This is a genomic window from Arthrobacter sp. Leaf337 (assembly GCF_001423745.1).
Lineage (GTDB): Bacteria > Actinomycetota > Actinomycetes > Actinomycetales > Micrococcaceae > Arthrobacter.
Window position 1 is genome coordinate 45446 of the sequence record NZ_LMPC01000012.1, and the last position, 20729, is coordinate 66174.

Genomic DNA, 20729 nt, shown 5'->3' on the forward strand with positions numbered 1-20729 from the left:
CCGTGGAATTCCGGTGGAGCTAAGCCGGAGGCGCTGAACCTTTCTAGGCGAAATCGGAGACAGCGGGGTCCGGTCCGATGCGGCCGGTGCCTTCGGCAGTCCGGTCCAGCCCGTTGATGGTTGCGATGTCGGCCTCATCCAGCGTCACGTCGAGGGCCGCGTAATTTTCGCGGATCCGGGACTCGGTGACGGACTTCGGAATCACCACGTTGCCGAGAGCCAGGTGCCAGGCAATGACCACCTGCGCAGGCGTGGCACTGTGCTTGGCCGCGATCTCCGCGATGGCAGGGTGCTCCAGGAGCTCGCCGCCCTGGCCCAACGGCGACCACGCCTGGGTGAGGATGCCCTTGGATGCATTGAATTCGCGCAGTTCGGCCTGGTTGAAGAACGGGTGCAGCTCCACCTGGTTGATGGCCGGAACAACACCGGTCTCATCGATGATCTGCTGCAGTCCCTCGGTGGTGAAGTTGGAGACACCGATGGACTTGACCCGGCCGCGCTTCTGCAGCTCGATCAGCGCCTTCCATGTGTCCACGTACTTGTCCTGCTGCGGCTGCTGCCAGTGGATCAGGTACAGGTCCAGGGTTTCGAGGCCCAGGCGCTCCATGGACGCCTCAAAGGCCGCAAGGGTGGACTCGTACCCTTGGTCCGCGTTCCACAGCTTGGTGGTGATGAAGATGTCCTCAGGCTTCAACCCGGAGCGCTCAATGGCGCGGCCCACGCCTGCTTCGTTCCCGTAGATCTTGGCGGTGTCGATGTGGCGGAACCCGGCCTCGAAGGCCTGGACCACTACCTTTTCCGCTACGTCGTCCTCAACCTGCCACACTCCGTAGCCGAGCTGAGGAATGGTGTTGCCGTCGTTGAAAGTCAGTTCAGGAGAAAAAGTCATTACTTCATACTGCCAACGGGAGCAGCGCCCGGCGAGCAGAAACGCCCGGCTAAGCTAGGCGCTTAACCGGGAATAGCTACGAATCCTGCGGCTGTTCGGCAAGGCGGCGTTCAGCGTCGGCGATCTGTTCAAAGACTGACTCGGCCCGTCGGCGGACCGAGGCAGCGCCTACCGGCACCGGCCCGACGGCGAGGCGCAGCATCGCTGCCGCCTCCGCGGTGGTCGCCAGGGAGTTGCCCGCCTTGGACAGTGATCGGTGGACGCCGGCCAATGCGCCCGGGATGTCCAGGCCGTCACTGGGTGAGCGCCGCTGGGCTTCGACGCAGACCTGCCGGACCCTGATGGCGAGGCCGGCGAGATCATTGGCGATCTCCACGAGCTCGGCATACAGCACGTCGTCCTCCACCCCTTCCAGGACTTGGTGGAACCGGTCAAGCCCGCGAAGGAAACGGTCGTGGGCGCGCCGCCACAGCCCTTTGCCGAGCTCGGCGTCGTCTTTGCGCCCCTGGCGGGCAGCTGCGAAGAATGCCACGCCGACCCTAGAGATACTGGCCGGGACCGTGGTCCGGATCTTCCGGTGTGCCGGCCCGCTCCCCTCCGGGATGCGGCAGCCGGGCACGCTGTGGCTCGCCGTCCTCACCGATCACCACCCCCGGAGCAATAACCGTTCCTGGCGGCAGCTGGCGCAGTTGCCTCTGCGCGGCGGCGTGTTCACGCGCGGCGTGCTGGGCGGCGATGGCGGTCTGGATGCCGTGGAACAGCCCTTCCAGCCAGCCGACGAGCTGGGCCTGGGCAATTCGCAGTTCCGCCTCCGAAGGAGTCGCTTGTTCCGGAAAGGGCAGGCTGATCCGTTCCAGCTCTTGGACGAGTTCAGGCGCCAACCCGTCCTCGAGTTCCTTGATGGAGCGTTCGTGGATTGCTGCCAGGCGCCCGCGCGCGGCTTCGTCCAGGGGTGCCGATTTCACTTCATCCAGCAGTTGCTTGATCATGGTGCCGATCCGCATCACCTTGGCGGGCTCATCCACCAGGTCCTGGAGGTTGCTCCCCCTCGGCCGGGGGCCGGTTTGAGGGCCAAACGCCGGGCGGGAAGATGCAGCGTCGTCCAGGGTGGTGCCCTCTACGGGGTCCTCAACAGCAGGCTGAGTGTCGTTCGGATCGCTCATGGCTTCATACTCTCACGAGCCGCGAGCGCAGGCGCGCGTCCGTGAAGCCAGTTGACCCGGCCGGAACCGGCGGTGCCCCGAAAAGGCCAGAGGCGCCGTCGGACCCTAAGATCCGACGGCGCCCCGGCGCAGGTGTTCCCATCAGCAGCGGCCGGTCAGCAGCAGCGGCCCTGCGGATTATTGTCCTGGCGGTCCGTGCGGTCCCGCCAGAACTCGCGCTCGGTCATGGGCGCTTCCGTATGCCCTGAGGCCTCGTGGTGCTCCAGGTACTTCGCATAGGCATCCGCTCCCATTACTCCGCCGAAATAACGGGCGAAGCCACGGAACCCTTCGAGTATCGCGTTCATGACCAGCCCCGCATCAGTGGTGTGCGGCCTTTTCGAGGCGCAGGTCGGCAGGGAGTTTGTTCCACTCGGCCACCAGTTCCCGCTCAGCAGCCGTGGGAATGAATCCCGCCGGCGCGTAGGCGCGGGACGGCACGGCCGGGTCCTCGTGGTCTACGTGGGCAACGCCCTGCTTCGCATCCCGGAACGCCTTCACTGTGGCCACCATCGCCGTGATGATCACGATGATGCTCAGCACTACGAAGATCACCGACAGCCACCCCTGGATCATGGTGTTGCGGACCACGGCCTCCATGGCCGCAACCGTCTTGGCCGTGCCGAATTCCGTCTTGCCGTCGGCCAGGGCCTTGGAGAACGCGGCGTTGTTGGCGAAGTAGCCCACTGCCGGAACCGGCGAGAAGATCTTCTGGAAGCTGGCAGTGATGGTGACGACGGCTGCGAAAGCAAGCGGAAGGGCCACAATCCAGAGGTACTTGAACGAGGCCCGCCGTGCCGCGATGGCCAGGCAGACGGACAGCGCAATGGCTGCCAGCAACTGGTTGGCGATTCCGAACAGCGGGAACAGCGTGTTGATGCCGCCCAGCGGGTCCGTGACGCCCATCAGCAGCACAGCGCCCCAGGCGCCGACCATCACAGCCGTGCAGAGCCAGGCTCCCGGCCGCCAGGAGTGCTCCTTGAACTTCGGGATGAAGTTGCCGATGGAATCCTGCAGCATGAAGCGTGCCACGCGGGTGCCGGCGTCCACGGCCGTGAGGATGAACAGTGCTTCGAACATGATGGCGAAGTGGTACCAGAACGCCATCATGGCCGTCCCGCCGATGAACTGCTGCATGATGTGGGCAAGGCCGACGGCCAGCGTCGGCGCACCGCCGGTGCGGGACACAATGCTTTGCTCACCGACGTTTCTGGCGGTCTCCGACAGGAGGTCCGGAGTGATGTTCACCCCGGACAGGCCCAGGCTGTTGACCCAGGTGGCCGCCGTTTCCACGGTGCCGCCGGTCAGGGCGGCCGGCGAGTTCATGGCGAAGTACAGGCCGCGGTCGATGGAGATGGCTGCCACGAGGGCCATGATGGCCACGAAGGATTCCATCAGCATGCCGCCGTAGCCGATCAGGCGGGCCTGGCGTTCCTTTTCGATCAGCTTCGGGGTGGTGCCGGAGGAGATCAGTGCGTGGAAGCCGGATAGGGCGCCGCAGGCGATGGTGACGAACAGGAACGGGAAGAGCGCCCCGGGGAACACCGGCCCGTTTTCCCTGCTGGCAAATTCGCTGAACGCGGGCACAGTGATTTCGGGACGGACCACGATGATGGCCAGCGCAAGCATAACGATCACGCCGATCTTCATGAACGTGGAGAGGTAGTCCCGGGGAGCCAGCAGGAGCCAGACCGGAAGGATGGCGGCGATGAAGCCGTAGACGATGAGGCCCCACGCGATGGTGACCTTGTCCAGGTGGAAGAACGCCGCGCCCCACTCGGTCCCGGCCACTGCGCCGCCGCCGATGATGGCGGCCATCAGCAGCACGAAGCCGATCAGCGACACCTCCATGACTTTGCCTGGGCGGATGAAGCGGAGGTAGACGCCCATGAAGAGGGCAATAGGGATGGTCATTCCCACGGAGAACACGCCCCAGGGGCTTTCCCCCAGCGCGTTCACGACGACGAGGGCCAGGATCGCGACGATGATCACCATGATGAGCAGGGTGGCGATCAGGGCGGCGGTGCCGCCGATCACACCGAGTTCCTCACGGGCCATCTGGCCCAGCGAGCGGCCGCCACGGCGCATGGAGAAGAACAGGACGAGGTAGTCCTGCACCGCTCCGGCCAGTACGACGCCGATGATGATCCAGATGGTGCCGGGCAGGTACCCCATCTGGGCCGCAATAACTGGGCCGACCAGGGGGCCTGCGCCGGCGATGGCGGCAAAGTGGTGGCCGAACAGGACGTTGCGGTCGGTGCGGACGTAGTCCTTGCCGTCCGCCTTGTACTCGGCAGGGGTGGCCCGGCGGTCGTTAGGCCTGGTGATGTACCGTTCGATCACCTTGGAGTAGAAGCGGTAGCCGATCAGGTACGTGCAGACGGAGGCGAACACGAACCAGATCGCGTTGACCGTCTCGCCTCGGACGATGGCCAGCATGAACCAGGAAACGCCGCCCAGCAGCGAGATCGCGGCCCAGATGGCGATCTTCGTCGGTGTCCATTTGCGTTCTTCGGCCTCCCGGACCGCCTCGTCCACCGATGTTGGTGGAAGCTTTGGATCATGCACCAAAGCGTCCTCCGATAATGCTGTCCGCGCCTTGCCATCCGGCATTTTGCCCATGTCTCCTCCTCGAGAACCCCAGCTGAAAAGTGATCTCCCCTTCGCACCATATCAACGCCCCGGACGCAGGGATACTGCTTTTGGGGTGGCGCTCTTGAGGCTCTCGCTGAACGGTCGGACGGGAGCGTTGAGCGGTTAGCAGACTAGGGTGTGGGCGTGTTCAACTGCGCCATCCGCGCCTCGCAAAGATCCAGCCACCGGACCTCTGCTTCGGTCTGGAAAATCAGTGAGTCCAGCACCAGCAGCCACGCGGTGTCCGCCCGGCGCAGGCTGGCGGAGGCCTCGCGACGGGTCTTGGTGTAGTCCTGGAGCGCCTTCACTGAAGCGGTGCGCTGGGCCTGGATGACGGCCGGGACGTCCACGCCGGGAATGGTCACGGCGAGGGCGAGCTTGATGGCGAGTTCGTTCCGGGGAGGATTGCTGCGGGCCACCGGGGCCTGGAACCAGCCCGTGACTTCGCCGCGGCCTGCGTCGGTGATGCTGTAGATGACGTGGCCTTCGCCGTCGCCGCCGTCGTTCGTGACCAGCCCGTCCCGTTCCAGCCGGTCCAAGGTGGTGTAGACCTGCCCGATGTTCAGCGGCCAGGCAGAGCCGGTGCGGTCCTCGAACTCGACCCTCAACTGGTACCCGTAACGGGGCTTGTCCTGAAGCAGGGCGAGGAGACTATGGCGAATGGACATACTGCCCCCTGATGTCGCAAAGACGACGGCATACACGCGCCCCCAAGACGCGTGCATACCGCGTATGGAACTACAGTAGCGTGATTTCGACGTCGAGGCAATACCGGGTATTCATTTGCGGGCCTGGCGTCCGGCTACATGACGAGCAGGACTTTCCCCACATGGTCGCCGGAGTCGAAGTATTCGTGCGCCGCCCGCACCTGTTCCAGCGGAAACGTCTTGGCTACCAGGGGCCGGATGCGGCCGTCCGACAGGAGCGGCCACACCGCATCCCGGACGGCGTTCATGATCACGCCCTTCTCCGCCACCGGGCGCGGGCGGAGCGCCGTGCCGATGATGGCGGCCCGCTTGCTGAGGAGCTTTCCAAGGTCCAGTTCCGCCTTGGTGCCGCCCTGGAGTCCGATCACGATCAGCCGGCCGTAATCCGCGAGGGCGTCAATATTCTGCCCGAGATACTTGGCGCCTACAACGTCCAGGATGACGTCGGCCCCGTGTCCGCCGTTTTGCGCACGGAGGGATTCGGGAAAGTCCTCCTCCGTGTAATTGATGGCGATGTCCGCATGGAGGAAGGCTTTGGCGGTGCCCACCTTCTCAGCCGTTCCGGCCGTGGTGGCCACCGTGGCACCAAAGGCCTTGGCCAGCTGGATGGCCATGGTGCCGATTCCGCCGGTGGCTCCGTGGATCAGCACGGTCTCACCCGGCTGGAGCTGCGCCGTCATGATCAGGTTCGAATAGACGGTGGCCGCCACTTCGGGGAGGGACGCGGCAGTGACCAGATCCACGCCGTCGGGAATCCTCAGCACCTGTTCGGCCGGGACCGCCACCTGCTGGGCGTAACCGCCGCCCGAGAGCAGTGCCACCACCTTGTCCCCCACCGAAAACGGTTTGGACACGCCGGAGCCGAAGCCCGCTATCCGGCCGGAAACTTCCAGGCCAAGGATGTCCGACGCACCGGGCGGCGGCGGGTAGAACCCCCTGCGCTGCTGGACATCTGCCCGGTTGAGTCCCGCGGCGACGACGTCGATCAGCACCTCGCCGGGGCCGGGAACCGGAGCTGGGACCTCGCGCACTTCGAGCACCTCAGGCCCGCCGGCCTCGCTAACGTAGACGGCCTTCATGGAAAACTCCCGATTCCTAGCTGCTTCCTGCCACAAAAAATAGTGTGCAGCGGCCGCGCGAGCCCGCAAACACTCCGGACGGTTTTTGTCGCAGCCAACTGCCTATGAAACACTACTCGGTAAGGAAGGTTGTCCGAGCGGCCGAAGGAGCTGGTCTTGAAAACCAGTGTGCGGTAACCCCGTACCAAGAGTTCGAATCTCTTACCTTCCGCGAAGAATGCCCCGGGCCCTGAACCATCAGGACCCGGGGCATTTTCCGTTAATCCCGGTTAAGGGCTTGTTTGTGCCGGGACCATTGAAAGTGTCGGTGCTCCGGAATAGTGTCTGGTTTGTCTTCACTGACCATCCCTCCGCCGCGGTCCGTTGCCGCGGCCACCGACAGGAGCCACAATGCCCAGCCCTGACATCACGCCCGGCGCACCCTGCTGGATCGACCTCATGACATCGGATGCCGCCAAAGCCAAGCAGTTCTATGGAGAACTGTTCGGGTGGGACTTCCAGACCGGCGATGAGGAAAAATACGGCGGCTACATCACGGCCTCGAAAAACGGGAAGTCCGTGGCAGGACTCATGCAAAAGGATGAAACGATGGCCGGCTTCCCTGACGCCTGGTCCACCTACCTGCGTTCGGACGACGCCGCCGCCACAGCCGAAGCGGTCACGGCGCACGGCGGACAGGTCTTCATGGGGCCGATGGACGTCCCGGAGCAGGGCCACATGGCCATGTTTGGCGACGCCACCGGCGCGGCCATCGGCATCTGGCAGCCCCGCGAAATGACCGGCTTCGAACTCGTGGCCGAGCCCGGTGCCGCGGCCTGGCACGAACTCCACACCAAGGACTACGCCACCGCCGTCAAGTTCTACCAGGACGTCTTCGGCTGGGACACGGACGTCATGAGCGACACCCCCGAATTCCGCTACACCACGCTGGGCAAGGGAGACTCGGCCAAGGCGGGAATCATGGACGCCTCGGCCTACCTGCCGGCGGAAGTCCCGTCCAACTGGCAGGTCTACTTCGCCGTGGAGGATGCCGACGCGTCCATTGAAAAGGCCGTCAGCCTTGGCGCGCGGGTGATCGACGGACCGGACGACACCCCGTTCGGCCGGCTGGCAACCCTGGCCGACCCCACCGGGGCAATGTTCAAGATCGTTGCGGACACCCGGCAGGACGCCGCCGATCCGGCCGACTCAGGAGACACCACCGGGGCCTAACGAGCCGCCGCGTTCCATTTAAGAAAATTGATCTAAGAAATACCGGCCAGCCGCTTCCATCGGAGCTACTGGCCGGTATTCTTTTGCCATGTCCGGCACATGGGGCGGGCCGGCACATGCACAAAACCACTGCCGCAGAACACTGTTGCCGGGACAGGGCCGATGCTGCCCTGTGGCCGGCGGTGACCGTTTCGCTGGGGGACGTCTCGCAGAATGCACGCTGAATCAATCACACGTTCATTCGACTCTGTTTTGCTGTGCCGGAAACTGCTTGACCAGGAGTAAAGTCCGGGCCCTTTTGTCCGCGCCACAAAGCCGGACACATTCCACCGAGCCCTTACCCGGGGCACCCTAATGAGAGTTAGAGCGGATGAAACGCACACCATGGAAAATTACGCTGGGCACGGCGTTGTCAGCGGGGCTTATCGCAGCCCCGCTGACAGCCGTCCCGGCGTTCGCAGTGGAGGTCTCACCGGCCGCTGCGGGCACGTCACCAGTGGTCATCAATGAGGCGTACCTCAGCGGAGGCAGCTCCGGAGCGGCCTACAAGAACAAATTCGTAGAGTTGTACAACGCGTCCGATGCGCCGGTTTCGCTGGATGGCTGGTCCCTTCAGTACCGCTCGGGCACGGGAACGGCCGCCCCCAATGGAGTGGCGGCCCTCAAGGGCAGCATCCCTGCGAAGGGTTACTACCTGGTCCAGGGTGGAGCCAACGGAGCGCCCAGCCCCGCCGGCGCCGACCTGCCCACTCCGGACCTGGTGGCCACCGGCTTGAACCCGTCCGGAACCACAGGCACCCTGGTCCTGGCCAGGCAGGCCACTGCCCTCACTCCGCTGGCCACCGGTTCGGTGATCGAGCCCGCCAACGTGGCTGACCTGCTGGGGTACGGCACGTCCAATACGTTCGAAACGCAGGCTGCCACCGCGCCCGCCAGCAACACCGATGTCAAGAGCCTGAACCGCACCAACGGAGCGGACTCCAACAGCAACGCGGCCGACTTCACCCTCAGCGCCACCATCACCCCGACGGCGGCCGGCGGCACCGTGGACCCCGGTCCCGTCGATCCCGGTCCCGTAGATCCGGCGCCTGCGCCCAGCGCAAAGACCATCGCTGAAATCCAGGGCACCGGTGCGGCCAGTCCGTTCGTCGGCGCCAGCGTTACGACGCGGGGCAAGGTGACCGCGGCGTTTCCCACCGGCGGCTTCTCCGGCTTCTACGTCCAGACCCCCGGGACCGGCGGCGATCTGACGCCGGCCAACCACACGGCGTCGGACGCTGTCTTCGTCTACTCCCCCGCAACGGTGGGCTCGGTCACCATCGGTGATTACGTCGAAATCACCGGCCCCGTCAGCGAGTTCTTTGGCATGACCCAGGTGAATGTTGCCGACGCGGCAGGGCTTAACAAGCTCGCCGAGGCGGCTCCGGAGGTGAAGTCCACCAGCTTCTCCCTCCCGGCGGATGAAGCCTTCCGTGAATCCCTGGAAGGCATGCTGCTGGCACCGCAGGGACCCGTGACTGTCACTGACAACTACTCCCTGAACCAGTACGGCGAAATCGGCCTGGCCGGCGGCACCACACCGCTAGAGCAGCCCACCGCAGTGGCCCCGTACGGTTCGGCCGAGTACACCGCAACCGTTGCCGCCAACGCAGCCCGCGGCATAAAGCTGGACGACGGCGCCACCACCAACTTCCTCAAGGACGCCGCCACCAAGGCGCAGGTGCTGCCGTACCTGACCACATCGGATCCCGTCCGCGTCGGATCACCCGTGACGTTCCAGACCGACGTGGTGCTCAGCTACGCCAACAACTCCTGGAAGTTCCAGCCGCTGACCCACCTGACGCCGGAAAACGCCGGCCTCATCCAGCCGGCCACCTTTGGCGCCACCCGCGCCGAGGCCCCCGCCGCCGTCGGAGGCAACCTCAAGATTGCGTCCTTCAACGTGCTGAACTACTTCCCCACCACTGGCGACACGCTGACCGGTTGCACGTTCTACACCGACCGTGACGGCAACCCCATCACTGTCCGCGGCGGGTGCGACGCCCGCGGTGCCGCAAATGCCGAGAACCTCAAACGCCAGCAGGACAAAATCGTGGCCGCCATCGGCAAGTCCGGCGCCGACGTGGTGTCCTTGATGGAAGTTGAGAACTCCGCGCAGTTCGGAAAGGACCGCGACGATGCCCTGGCAAAGCTCGTGGAGGCTCTGAACATTTCCACACCGGGGATCTGGGACTACGTCCGTACGCCCGCCAATGCTCCCCCGCTGGCTGACGAGGACATGATCCGGACTGCGTTCATCTACAAGAAGGCCGCCGCGGAACCGGTGGGCGAATCCATCATCCACAACGACACCGTGGCCTTCGCCAGCGCCCGCAAACCGCTGGCCCAGGTCTTCAAGCCAGTTGGCGCGTCCGAGGACAAGAAGTTCATCGCCATCGCCAACCACTTCAAGTCCAAGGGCTCTGCCGCCACTCCGGAGGACACCGACCAGGGCCAGGGCGCCTCGAACCTTGCCCGCACCGAGCAGGCCAAGTCACTCCTTGCCTTCTCGAACGACCTTCAGGCTTCGACGGGCACCGACAAGGTCTTCATGCTGGGCGACTTCAATTCCTACGCCAAGGAAGACCCCCTCAACGTCCTCACCGCTGCCGGCTACGTCAACCAGGACGAGAAGGCCAAGAACGCTGACGGCTCCGCCAAGCACTCCTACCTGTTCGGCGGCCTGGTGGGTTCGCTGGACCACGTCCTTGCCTCGCCGGGCGCAAACGCCGTGGTCACGGGCGCCGACATCTGGAACATCAACTCCGTGGAGTCCGTGGCGCTGGAGTACAGCCGGTATAACAACAATGTGACCAACTACTATGCGCCGGACCAGTTCAGGGCAAGCGACCACGATCCCGTGGTGGTGGGCCTTGATTTGCCGGCCGCACCAGTCCTGCCGCCGAGCGTTGACCTGAACTTCCTGGGCATCAACGATTTCCACGGCCGCATCGACTCCAACACGGTCCTGTTTGCCGCCACCATCGAAAAGCTCCGCGAAGCGGCCGCTCCGGGCGCCACGGCCTTCCTGTCCGCGGGAGACAACATCGGCGCCTCGCTGTTCGCTTCCGCCGTCGCCAAGGACCAGCCCACCATCGATGTGCTGAACGCCCTGGAGCTGCAGGCGTCCGCCGTGGGCAACCACGAGTTCGACGGCGGCTGGACGGACCTGCGGGACCGCGTCGTCGCGGGCGGAACGAACGCCAAATTCCCGTACCTCGGCGCCAACGTCTACAAGAAGGGCACCACGGAGCCGGCCCTGCCGGAATACACGGTGCTGGAGATGAACGGCGTGAAGGTGGCCGTGATCGGTACCGTCACCCAGGAAGTGCCGTCGCTGGTCACGCCCGCCGGAATCACCGAACTTGGGTTCGGCGATGCCGTGGAAGCGATCAACCGCGTGACGGCGAAAATCACCGCCGACAAGCTCGCCGACGTCATCATCGTGGAAAACCACGACGGCGCAGGGTCCGGTACCCCCGACGGTTCCACTTTGGAGCAGGAAATCGCAGCCGGCGGCCCCTTCGCCAAGCTCGTCAACGAAACCTCCCCCGAGGTGGACGCCATCTTTACCGGCCACACCCACAAGCAGTATGCCTGGGATGCTCCGGTCCTGGATGCCAACGGCCAGCCAACAAGCAGGACGCGTCCCATCGTCCAGACCGGCAGCTACGGCGAGTTCATCGGCCAGATCCAGCTGACGATCGACACCAGGACGATGCAGGTGACCGGCTACAAAGCGGGCAACGTCAAGCGCACAGTCCCCACCACGACCGAGACGGCCGCGGACCTCGTGACCAAGTACCCGCGCGTGGCAGCAGTCAAGGCGATCGTTGACAAGGCTGTGGCCGACGCCGCAGTCATCGGCAACCAGCCGGTCGGCAAAGTCACCGCTGATATCACCACGGCCTTCACGCCCGCCACGGCAACAAGCCCGGCATCCCGTGACGACCGCGCCAGCGAATCCACCCTGGGCAACCTTGTGGCGGATTCACTGGTGGACGCACTCAAGGCACCGGACCTCGGCGCCGCCGAAATCGGCGTCGTGAATCCCGGCGGCCTGCGCAACGAACTGTACTTCGCGCCGGACGGAACCATCACCTACGCGGAAGCGAACGCCGTGCTTCCGTTCGTGAACAACCTCTGGACCACGTCTCTGACCGGGGCACAGTTCAAAGCGCTCCTCGAACAGCAGTGGCAGACCAACCCGGACGGCACGGTCCCGAGCCGCGCCTACCAGCAGCTCGGATTGTCCAAGAACGTCAACTCCACGTACGACGCCGCGCGCGCCGCGGGTGAGCGCATCACGTCCATCCGGGTCAACGGTTCGCTCATCGATCCGGCCAAGTCCTACCGCGTCGGCACCTTCAGCTTCCTTGCAACCGGCGGCGACAACTTCCGGATTTTCAAGGAAGGAACCGGCACTGAGGATTCTGGCCTCGTGGACCGCGACGCCTGGATCAAGTACCTGCAGGAGCACAATCCGGCATCGCCGGACTTTGCCCGCCGCACTGTTGCCGTGGTGAACACCACGGCGGCCGAGGTCAAGGCCGGCGACTCCATCACGCTGGCAGTCTCCAAGCTGGATCTCACGTCGCTGGGCAGCCCGGTCAACACCTCGCTGGCGGCCTCCTTTACGGACGCCGCGGGCACGGTTACCCAGCTCGGCACCATCCCGGTGTCCGCCGGGGCTGCCGCAGTGGACGTGAAGGTTCCGGCCGGTGCGGCCGCAGGCGCCGGCACCCTGGTGCTGACCGCTGCTGAATCGGGCACCGTGGTCAAGGCCGCGGTCCAGGTTGCTGCCAGCGGCCCGGTGCCGCCGGTCTGCACAGCGCCCGTGCCGCCCGCCAAGTGGTACGACTTTGCGGGCTGGATCAAGTACGGCCTGGCCTGGATCCAGTACCAGAAGTGCCTGAAAGGCTAGTTTCCCGGCCTGACAGCCACTGAACTTGCCCCGCCCCGCGGCCCGGGAATCCATTCGGATCCCGGCCCCGGACGCGGGGCATTTTCATGTCCGGGAACCTGCGACCCTCTCTCACTTCCTGCCGCTCCTCCCGCAACGCTCTCTCACTTCCTGCCGCTCCTCCCGCAACGCTCTCTCACTTCCTCGAAGAAAGTGAGAGAGCGTCGCCGGAAAAGGCTCAGAAAGGGAGAGAGGGTCGGGTCGGGTTGGGGGTGCGGGTCAGCGGTCGAGGATGTGGCGGGCTATCTCGTCGGCGTCGCGGAGGGTCCGCTGGCCGCTGCGGTACACCGGCCCCTCCTGCGGCCGCGCCTCGGCGGCGATGGCCGTCCCCCACTGCGCCGCGGACAGCTGCAATCCCAGCACGTACAGTCCGTCCGAGACGGATCCGTTGGCGCCCAGAGGCCGGTAGGGGTGCGGGCTGACATCCAGCCCGGAGGTCTCCACCGGTGCGCCCTCCACGGTCATCATCAGCCGGGGGCGGACCAGGCCGTCGGCGAGCAGCTGTTCCAGCACAGGCGACACGTTGACGGAAACCCTGTTGGCCGGAGCGAGCGCCTCGATCATGGCGCGGGCGTGGATGGCCCCGCCTTTGACCCACGGCGACACGGCCTTGAAGGAACCGGCCGTGCGGTCCAGCGAAAATTTAGGGTCCGGGCCCACGAACCTGACCACGCCCGCCCGGGCGAGCGCTGCGAGCTGCTCCGCCCGGATGGCCGGCGGGCCGCTGGCCAGCCCTTCGACGAACGACTCGAACCAGCCACGCAGGCCGGCGACCCAGGACTCATCGGTGATGCCGCCGTCGGCCACCACTGACTTCAGCACCGCCCGCCCGTGGTGCAGCGCCCCGATGGTCATCTTCACGGGGTCGTCCTCCCCCAGCGCCGAACGCCGGGCGTCATCGAGCAGGTAGTCGACGACGGCGGCATCCACCTCAGCCTGCGACGCGAAGTTCCGTCCGGCCAGGGGAGCTGCCAGGCCCGGAAGGTTCAGCCGCTGGTCCGGCGCCACGTGCTCGGCCACCAGGTCATCCACTTCGGCCTCCCAGTGGGAGACGCTGTGGGCGTGCGGCCGCATCGTCTCCTGAAGCAGGGCCAGGAATGCCTCCGGCTCGGTGACGGCGTCCGGACGGGTCCGCACCAGGGTGGAGTAGTAGGCCCAGAGTGCGTCGCGCTGCAGGAGGGGCCACAGGTCGTGGTCGAAGGCGGGGGTGATTCCCGCCGCGGCAAACCTTCCGACGGCGGCTTCGGTGCAATACCGCAGCGTCACGCCGGACGGGTAGTACCCCGCAAGGTCCGCCTTGGCCCGGTAAGGGGTCCCGCGCCGGGACGCCGCGACAATCAGCGGCTCGTCGCCGGACGGGACATACTCCAGGCCGGCCCTCCCCTGCCCGGGAACGCCGCCCGCATTGCCGTCGCCCTCTGCTGCCACGAACTTCCCGCCCCGGCCCTCGGTCAGCTGGCCCATAACGTCAAAGAAGTTCAGCCCCATGCCACGGACCAGCACGGGCTGGCCTGCTGGCACCACTGACCAGTCGACGTCGGCAGGAACCGCCGGGGGCAGGTACAGGAGGCCCAGCTGCGCGGCGCCTGCCTGGAGCTCGCGCTGTTCGGCGTTGAGCCTGGACTCAAGATGGCCCAGGGCCAGCACCACGGAACCGACGGCGAGCGGCCCGCCGTCCTCGAGTTCGACGTCGAACGTTCCGTTTCCTGCCGGCCGCACAGCGGTGGCGGTGGTGCGGTGGAACTGGACGGTGACGCCCTCCGGAAGGTGCGCGAGCAGCTCGTCCAAGGTGGAGCGGAGGTAGCAGCCGTACAGGGCGCGGCTGGGAAAATCGCGGGATCCGAGGCTGGCCAGTTCGTGGCGTTCGTCCTCTGTCAGCGAGGGGTGCGCGCTGTCCTGCTGCGCTGCCCGCCATTTTTCGAACGTGCTGCCGGCCACGGGTGCCGCCAGCTCAGGGTCCTCGGGAATGACGGTGGGATAGAACGACTGCGTGTTCATCAGGTACAGCCGCGACTGTCCTGGCTGCCACACGTGGCCCGGGCCGGCCGGGTACGGGTCCACCACGTCGATATGGAGGCTGGATGTGGGGAGGCTCGCCGTGCTCCGGGGTCCGGAAGTCCCGGAAGCGGAGGGGTTCCTGAGCTGCCAGTTGGCGAGGAGCCGCTCCAGGACACTGGTGCCGCGGGGTCCGGCGCCTATTAGTGCCGTCCGGATGCTTTGCGATGTGCCCACGCCCTCCAGAGTATCTGCATGTGACTTGCTAGCCGCGCGCGGATGCTGTTTCGTAGGGCCATGACCACCACAGCAGCTGATCACCAGCCCGTGTCCGGTGCCTCTTCCCGCGCCGGGAAAGCGCCCGAACCGACCGACGAAAACATCTGGCTTGAGGAGATCTACGGCGAGGAGCCGCTGGCTTGGGTCCGCGAACAGAACGCCCGCACCGAGGACCTGCTCGAAGACGCCGACTATGCCGCGCTCGAAAGCCGCATCCTGGAGGTGCTGGACTCCACGGACAAGATCGCCATGGTGGGCAAGCACGGCGACTGGTACTACAACTTCTGGCGGGACGGCCAGAACCCGAAGGGGCTGTGGCGCCGGACGTCCTGGGAGAGCTACCGGAGCGGGCAGCCCGAATGGGATGTGCTGCTGGACGTCGATGCGCTGGCCGCCGCGGAAGGCGAAGAGTGGGTTTTCCACGGCGCCAATTTCCTCCGCCCCGCGCCCGGCGAACCGCACCGGCTGGCACTGTTGGCCCTCTCCCCCGACGGCGGCGACGCCAACCGCTACCGCGAGTTCGACGTCGAGGCCCGGACGTTCGTGGACCCGGCGTCCGGCGGCTTCGACCTGCCCACGGCCAAAGGCAACGCTTCCTGGCTGGACCGGGACACGCTGCTGGTGTCCACCACCGCGGAAGGCATGCCCAGCACCACCTCGTCCTACGCGCGCACCGCCGTCCGGCTTGCCCGCGGGGGATCGCTCCCGGCAGCCGAACGGCTGTTTGAAATCCCCGAAGACCACATGATGGCGCTGGTGGCGCATGACTCCACGCCGGGATTCGAGCGGACCTTCGCCATGGACTGGATCAGCTTCTTCAACAAGAGCACGTCGGTCCTGCGGGACGGATCGTGGGTGGTCATCGACGCCCCGACCGACGTGAACCTGAGCGTGCACCGGGAGTGGCTGCTGTTCCGTCCGCAGGGCGACTGGGACGTCGACGGAACCACGTACGCCGCCGGTTCGCTGCTCGCCGCCAGGTTCGAGGATTACCTTGCCGGAAGCCGCGAGCTGGCGGTCCTGTTCACCCCGGACGCGCACACGTCGCTGCAGTCGTGGAGCTGGACCCGCAACTTCCTGCTGCTCAACCTCCTGCGGGATGTGTCCTCGGAGATCCGCGTCCTGGATCCGGAACGGCCCGGGAGCGAGAGCGGGAATGAGTCGGCATGGGCCTCCGCGCTGCTGGACGCCTGCCCGCCGCTGCATGACGTCAACGCCTTCGCCGTCGACGACGAGGACGAGGCAGGCATGGACGACGACGGGACGGACGACGACGGTTCCGGCGGCAATGTGCCGGTACCGGAAGGGGAAGCCCCCGGCGCAGGGAACGACTTCTGGCTCGTGGCCACCGGCTTCACCACGCCCAGCACGCTGACCCGGGGGACGCTGCGGCGCGGAAGCACCGGGGAGGTGGTGAGCGAGCACGAGGTGATCCGCACCTCGCCGTCCTACTTTGATGACTCCGCCTACGAAGTCCAGCAGCACTTCGCCGTGTCCGACGACGGCACCAGGGTCCCCTACTTCCAGGTGGCGTCCAAGGACCTGGTGCTTGACGGCCACAACCCCACGCAGCTGTCCGGCTACGGCGGGTTCGAGGTTTCCCGGACGCCTGCCTACAGCGGTGCGATCGGCCGGGCCTGGCTGGAACGCCGGACGGACGCCGGGGCCCCGGCCGCAGGGGTCCCGGCCGCAGGGGCCGAAGCCGGAGCCGACGGACCGACGCACACCCGCGGCGGCGTCTACGTGGTGGCGAACATCCGCGGCGGCGGCGAATACGGACCCTCGTGGCACCGCGCCGCACTGCAGGAAAAGCGCCACCGCGCGTTCGAGGACTTCGCTGCCGTGGCCAGGGACCTGATCTCCCGTGGAGTCACCTCCAAGGAGCGGCTGGGCTGTGTGGGCGGCTCCAACGGCGGGCTGCTGGTGGGCAACATGCTGACCCGGTACCCGGAACTGTTCGGCGCAGTATCCTGCGGTGTGCCCCTGCTGGACATGCGCCGCTACACCAAGCTGTCTGCCGGCTACTCATGGATCGCCGAATACGGGGACCCCGACGTGCCCGGGGACTGGGAGTTCATCCGGACGTTCTCGCCGTACCACCTCCTTCGCGACGGTGTGGACTACCCGGAGACCTTCATCTGGACCGCAACGTCCGATGACCGGGTGGGTCCCGTGCAGGCCCGCAAGATGGCGGCCCGCATGCAGGCCATGGGCATCCCCAATGTCTGGTTCCACGAGGCGCTGGAGGGCGGACACGCCGGTGCCTCCGACAACCGCCAGGCGGCCGCATTGCAGAGCCGGAGCCAGCATTTCCTGTGGCGTTCCCTGGCAGGCCGTTCCGACAACTAGCACCGTTTTGCACTGGATGGCCCGTTCTGCGTATCCTTGGTGGGCTAGGAATAGCAATTGGAGACGTGCCAGAGCGGCCGAATGGGCTTCACTGCTAATGAAGTGTGGGGCACAACTCCACCGGGGGTTCAAATCCCCCCGTCTCCGCGTTTGGCCCCGGTCCCTGGACCGGGGCCTTTTGCGTTTCTTCGCAGGTTGCGTGTCCGCCTGCGCGCCGGCCGGGGTGGCAGGATGGGCCCATGGCGGAGAACAGCAATCGCGACGTGGTCATTATCGGTGGCGGACACAACGGCCTGGCGGCTGCCGCCTATCTGGCCAGGGCCGGACGGGACGTCCTGCTGCTCGAGAAACTGGACCATCCCGGCGGAGCGGCCGTATCCGCCCAGGCGTTCGACGGCGTCGACGCCCGCCTTTCGCGATATTCCTACCTGGTGAGCCTGCTGCCGCAGGAAATCATTGACGACCTGGGCCTTCGCATCAGGCTGGCGCGGCGCCGCTACTCGTCCTACACGCCGGACCCGGGCAGCCCCGGCCGTGGCCTCCTGATCGACAACGGGGACGCGGCAGCCACGGCGGCGTCCTTTGCTTCAGTGGGTGCCCCGGCCGCCGAAGCCGCGGCCTTTGAGCGCTTCTATGCGGAGTGCCGGAAGCTCACCGGGGCGCTGTGGCCCACCATGACGTCACCCATGCCTACGCGCTCCGAGGCCCGGCAACTCGCCGAAGCCGCCGGTGCCGGTGATGTGTGGGAGTCAGTCATCGAGCGGCCCATCGGCGAAGCCATCACCCGCGGTCTGCAGAGTGACCTGGTGCGCGGCGTGGTGCTGACGGATGCCCTGATCGGTACGTTTGCCCGGGCTGACAGCGCGGACCTGCAGCAGAACATCTGCTTCCTGTACCACCTCCTGGGCGGCGGAACCGGCGACTGGGATGTTCCCATTGGCGGCATGGGGACTGTCTCCGGTGAACTGGAGCGCGCCGCCCGCGAGGCCGGCGCCACCATCCTGACAACCGCCGAGGTCACGCGCATCCGGCCCGGCGGCACAGTGGACTACCGCCACGACGGCCAGGAACGCTCTGCCTCCGCCGATTGGGTGCTCTCCAATGTGGCGCCCGTGGTGCTGGACCGGCTCCGGGCGCCAGACGGGCTGCAGGGCGCCGCGGCGGCGCAGCCTATGAACCCCAACCACCTCCGCGAGGGTTCACAGGTCAAGGTAAACCTCCTGCTGACGCGCCTTCCTCAGCTGCTGGACCGCAGCGTCAGCCCGGAGGCGGCCTTCGGCGGCACCTTCCACATCAACGAAACCTGGACCCAGCTGGATGACGCCTACCGGGCCGCCGAACAGGGAACAGTCCCGGACCCGCTGCCCTGCGAAATCTACTGCCATTCGTTGACCGATCCCAGCATCCTCTCCGCGGAGCTGCAGGCTTCCGGCGCCCACACCCTGACGGTCTTCGGACTCCACGTGCCGGACAGGCTTATCACTGCGGAGAACAACGAAGCGATGCGGACGGCGTTGCAGGCCGCCGTCGTAAAATCGCTCAACTCGGTACTGGCGGAGCCGATTGAGGGTCTGCTGCTGACCGGTGCCGACGGCACGCCGTGCATCGAAACCAAGACCACGCTGGATATCCAGCGCGCAGTGGGCATGCCGCGCGGCAACATCTTCCACGGCGGACTCGACTGGCCGTTCGCGGAGGACGAGGCCCCGCTGGACACTCCCGCCCGGCGCTGGGGTGTATCGACCGACGATCCCCGCATCCTGCTGTGCGGCTCCGGAGCCCGGCGCGGAGGGGCGGTGAGCGCCATCGGCGGCCACAATGCTGCCATGGCCGTGCTGGAGTCCCTGGCGCTGGAGTCCCAGGACCGGAAGCCCCAGGGTTCTGAGTCCTAAGGGTTCGCGGCCTTCGGCGCCCCGGAGCGCCCGCGGCTGACGTCGGCTCCGGCCTGCCGGTGCAGCGTTAGGCTATCCGCGGTGCTCAGCAGCATCAGCACGGCGATGGCCAGGAACGCGCCCCGGTACGGCGCAACGGGGTCCGCTCCGAAGGCGGCGGGGGCGGCGAAGAGCCGGAGGAACAAGGCGCCGACGGCGATGCCCGCACCGGCCGCCAGCTGGACCAGGGTGGCCGAAATGGCGTTGGCGGACGGCAGCTGTCCGGGAACGATGTCTGCGTACTGGATGGAGGCGTAGGCCGAGAACCCGATGGAGCGGAACGCACCGCTGCAGACCAGCAAGGCGAAGATCAGCGGCTCCGGGGTCCCGGCGTCCAGCAGCGCGCACAGGCCAAAAGTGAGGGCAGAGGCAAGGGACGCGAAGACGAGGACGGGCTTGAAGCCGAACCTGCGGATCAGCGGCGTGGTTGCCGGTTTGATGCCGATGTTGCCGATGAAGACCGCCGCCACCATCACGCCGGCATGCAGCGGATCCCACCCGAACCCGTCCTGGAACATCAGCGGCAGCAGGAACGGAACCGCGCTGATGGTCAGGCGGTAGATGAACCCGCCCGTCGATGTTGCGCGGAACGTCCGTGTGCCGAAGACATTCAGCTGGAACAGCGGATTGGTGGTACGCCGCAACCACAGGACTGCCCCTGCGATGGACACCACGCCCGCAGCGATGCTGATCGCCCCGAACGGTCCCGAGGGGTGCGCCGTGGCCAGTTCGAGCCCCACTACCAGGGCGCCTACACCGGCCGTCGTCAGCAGCAGCCCCACCCAGTCGAGGCGGCGGGACTGGTCTCCGGCTCCCTGCGGAACCAGGCGAAGGGCAGCAATAAACGCGGCAAGGCCCAGCGGGATGTTGATCAGGAAGATCCAGTGCCAGGACAGGAAGGTGGTTAGCGCCCCGCCCACCAGCGGCGCCAGGACCGGCGCCAGCAGCCCGGGCCACACAAGATAGGCCGTGGCCCGGAGCAGGTCCTCCTTGGGTGTCCTGCGCAGCACCACGAGCGTCCCCACCGGCACCATCATGGCCCCGCCCGCGCCCTGCAGGACTCGGCTGACGGTGAGCATGGTGAGGTCCTGGCTCAGGGCGCACAGGAGCGAGGCGATGGTGAACACGGCGATGGCGGCGCAGAAAACGCGGCGGGCACCCACGCGCTCGGCCAGCCAGCCGCTGACCGGAATGCCCATGGCCACTGTCATCAGGTAGGCCGTCATGGTGATGTTGACGTCGGCCGGAGCCACGGCGAAGTCTGCCGCGATGCTGGGGATGGCCGTGGTCAGTACGGTGCCGTCCAGGAACTCCATGAAGAAGGTGGCCGCCACCAGCAGGGCCAGCCGCGGCTGCCACTCCTGGCGGACAGCCGAAGCGGGGCTGCTCTGGGATTCGCTCATGGCTCCTGGCCTGGACTCATTCGCCGATCCTATAGGCGTGCCAGGCA

Annotated in this window: 13 protein-coding genes and 2 tRNA genes; 6 read left to right on the forward strand and 9 right to left on the reverse strand. The window is 66.5% G+C overall.

Annotation, left to right across the window (positions count from 1 at the left end; genetic code table 11):
- Positions 1-43 precede the first annotated feature (43 nt).
- The 7 genes from ASF98_RS09340 to ASF98_RS09370 all read right to left on the reverse strand — a co-directional run bounded on the left by ASF98_RS09340 (position 44) and on the right by ASF98_RS09370 (position 6511).
- Positions 44-889: an aldo/keto reductase gene (locus ASF98_RS09340; RefSeq protein ID WP_055800655.1), complete on the reverse strand. Its 846-nt coding sequence runs from the start codon at positions 887-889 to the stop codon at positions 44-46.
- 76 nt (positions 890-965) lie between these two features.
- Entirely contained in the window at positions 966-1421 is a 456-nt protein-coding gene (locus ASF98_RS09345) for a hypothetical protein (RefSeq protein ID WP_055800657.1), read from the reverse strand.
- Between the two features lie 7 nt (positions 1422-1428).
- Positions 1429-2052 (reverse strand): bacterial proteasome activator family protein, encoded by a 624-nt coding sequence (locus tag ASF98_RS09350; RefSeq protein ID WP_055800660.1) that lies wholly within the window; start codon positions 2050-2052, stop codon positions 1429-1431.
- 155 nt (positions 2053-2207) lie between these two features.
- A complete protein-coding gene (locus ASF98_RS09355) occupies positions 2208-2399 on the reverse strand; it encodes a YbdD/YjiX family protein (protein WP_055800663.1) in 192 nt (63 codons plus the stop codon).
- 13 nt (positions 2400-2412) lie between these two features.
- Complete coding sequence (locus ASF98_RS09360; protein ID WP_055800665.1) at positions 2413-4713, reverse strand: carbon starvation CstA family protein; 2301 nt, start codon at positions 4711-4713, stop codon at positions 2413-2415.
- Positions 4714-4856: 143 nt separating this feature from the next.
- Entirely contained in the window at positions 4857-5393 is a 537-nt protein-coding gene (locus ASF98_RS09365) for a PadR family transcriptional regulator (protein ID WP_055800668.1), read from the reverse strand.
- A 134-nt stretch (positions 5394-5527) separates the two neighbouring features.
- Complete coding sequence (locus tag ASF98_RS09370; protein ID WP_055800671.1) at positions 5528-6511, reverse strand: NAD(P)H-quinone oxidoreductase; 984 nt, start codon at positions 6509-6511, stop codon at positions 5528-5530.
- Positions 6512-6634: 123 nt separating this feature from the next.
- Here ASF98_RS09370 and ASF98_RS09375 point away from each other — a divergent pair.
- From ASF98_RS09375 to ASF98_RS09385, 3 genes are all read left to right on the forward strand, one after another.
- Positions 6635-6722: transfer RNA gene (locus tag ASF98_RS09375), tRNA-Ser, on the forward strand.
- Between the two features lie 179 nt (positions 6723-6901).
- Positions 6902-7723, forward strand: a complete 822-nt coding sequence (locus tag ASF98_RS09380; protein ID WP_055800675.1) for a VOC family protein — start codon at positions 6902-6904, stop codon at positions 7721-7723.
- Between the two features lie 370 nt (positions 7724-8093).
- Positions 8094-12686 carry an ExeM/NucH family extracellular endonuclease gene (locus ASF98_RS09385; RefSeq protein WP_055800677.1) on the forward strand — a complete coding sequence of 1531 codons (4593 nt, stop codon included), beginning with the start codon at positions 8094-8096 and terminating at the stop codon, positions 12684-12686.
- A 258-nt stretch (positions 12687-12944) separates the two neighbouring features.
- On the opposite strand, the gene ASF98_RS09390 is transcribed toward ASF98_RS09385, so the two are convergent.
- Positions 12945-14957, reverse strand: a complete 2013-nt coding sequence (locus ASF98_RS09390; RefSeq protein ID WP_055800680.1) for an FAD/NAD(P)-binding protein — start codon at positions 14955-14957, stop codon at positions 12945-12947.
- A gap of 60 nt (positions 14958-15017) precedes the next feature.
- Here ASF98_RS09390 and ASF98_RS09395 point away from each other — a divergent pair, with 60 nt between their 5' ends.
- From ASF98_RS09395 to ASF98_RS09405, 3 genes are all read left to right on the forward strand, one after another.
- Positions 15018-17348, forward strand: coding sequence for a prolyl oligopeptidase family serine peptidase (locus ASF98_RS09395; RefSeq protein WP_055800682.1), 2331 nt, complete (start codon positions 15018-15020; stop codon positions 17346-17348).
- 59 nt (positions 17349-17407) lie between these two features.
- A tRNA-Ser gene (locus ASF98_RS09400) sits at positions 17408-17495 on the forward strand.
- A 92-nt stretch (positions 17496-17587) separates the two neighbouring features.
- The gene (locus tag ASF98_RS09405) at positions 17588-19240 is read left to right on the forward strand and encodes a phytoene desaturase family protein (RefSeq protein ID WP_055800684.1); all 1653 of its coding nucleotides are present in this window, start codon (positions 17588-17590) and stop codon (positions 19238-19240) included.
- On the opposite strand, the gene ASF98_RS09410 is transcribed toward ASF98_RS09405, so the two are convergent.
- On the reverse strand, positions 19237-20682 hold the full coding sequence (locus ASF98_RS09410; protein WP_055800687.1) for an MFS transporter: 1446 nt from the start codon (positions 20680-20682) through the stop codon (positions 19237-19239). The genes ASF98_RS09405 and ASF98_RS09410 overlap by 4 nt on opposite strands.
- Positions 20683-20729: the final 47 nt, after the last annotated feature.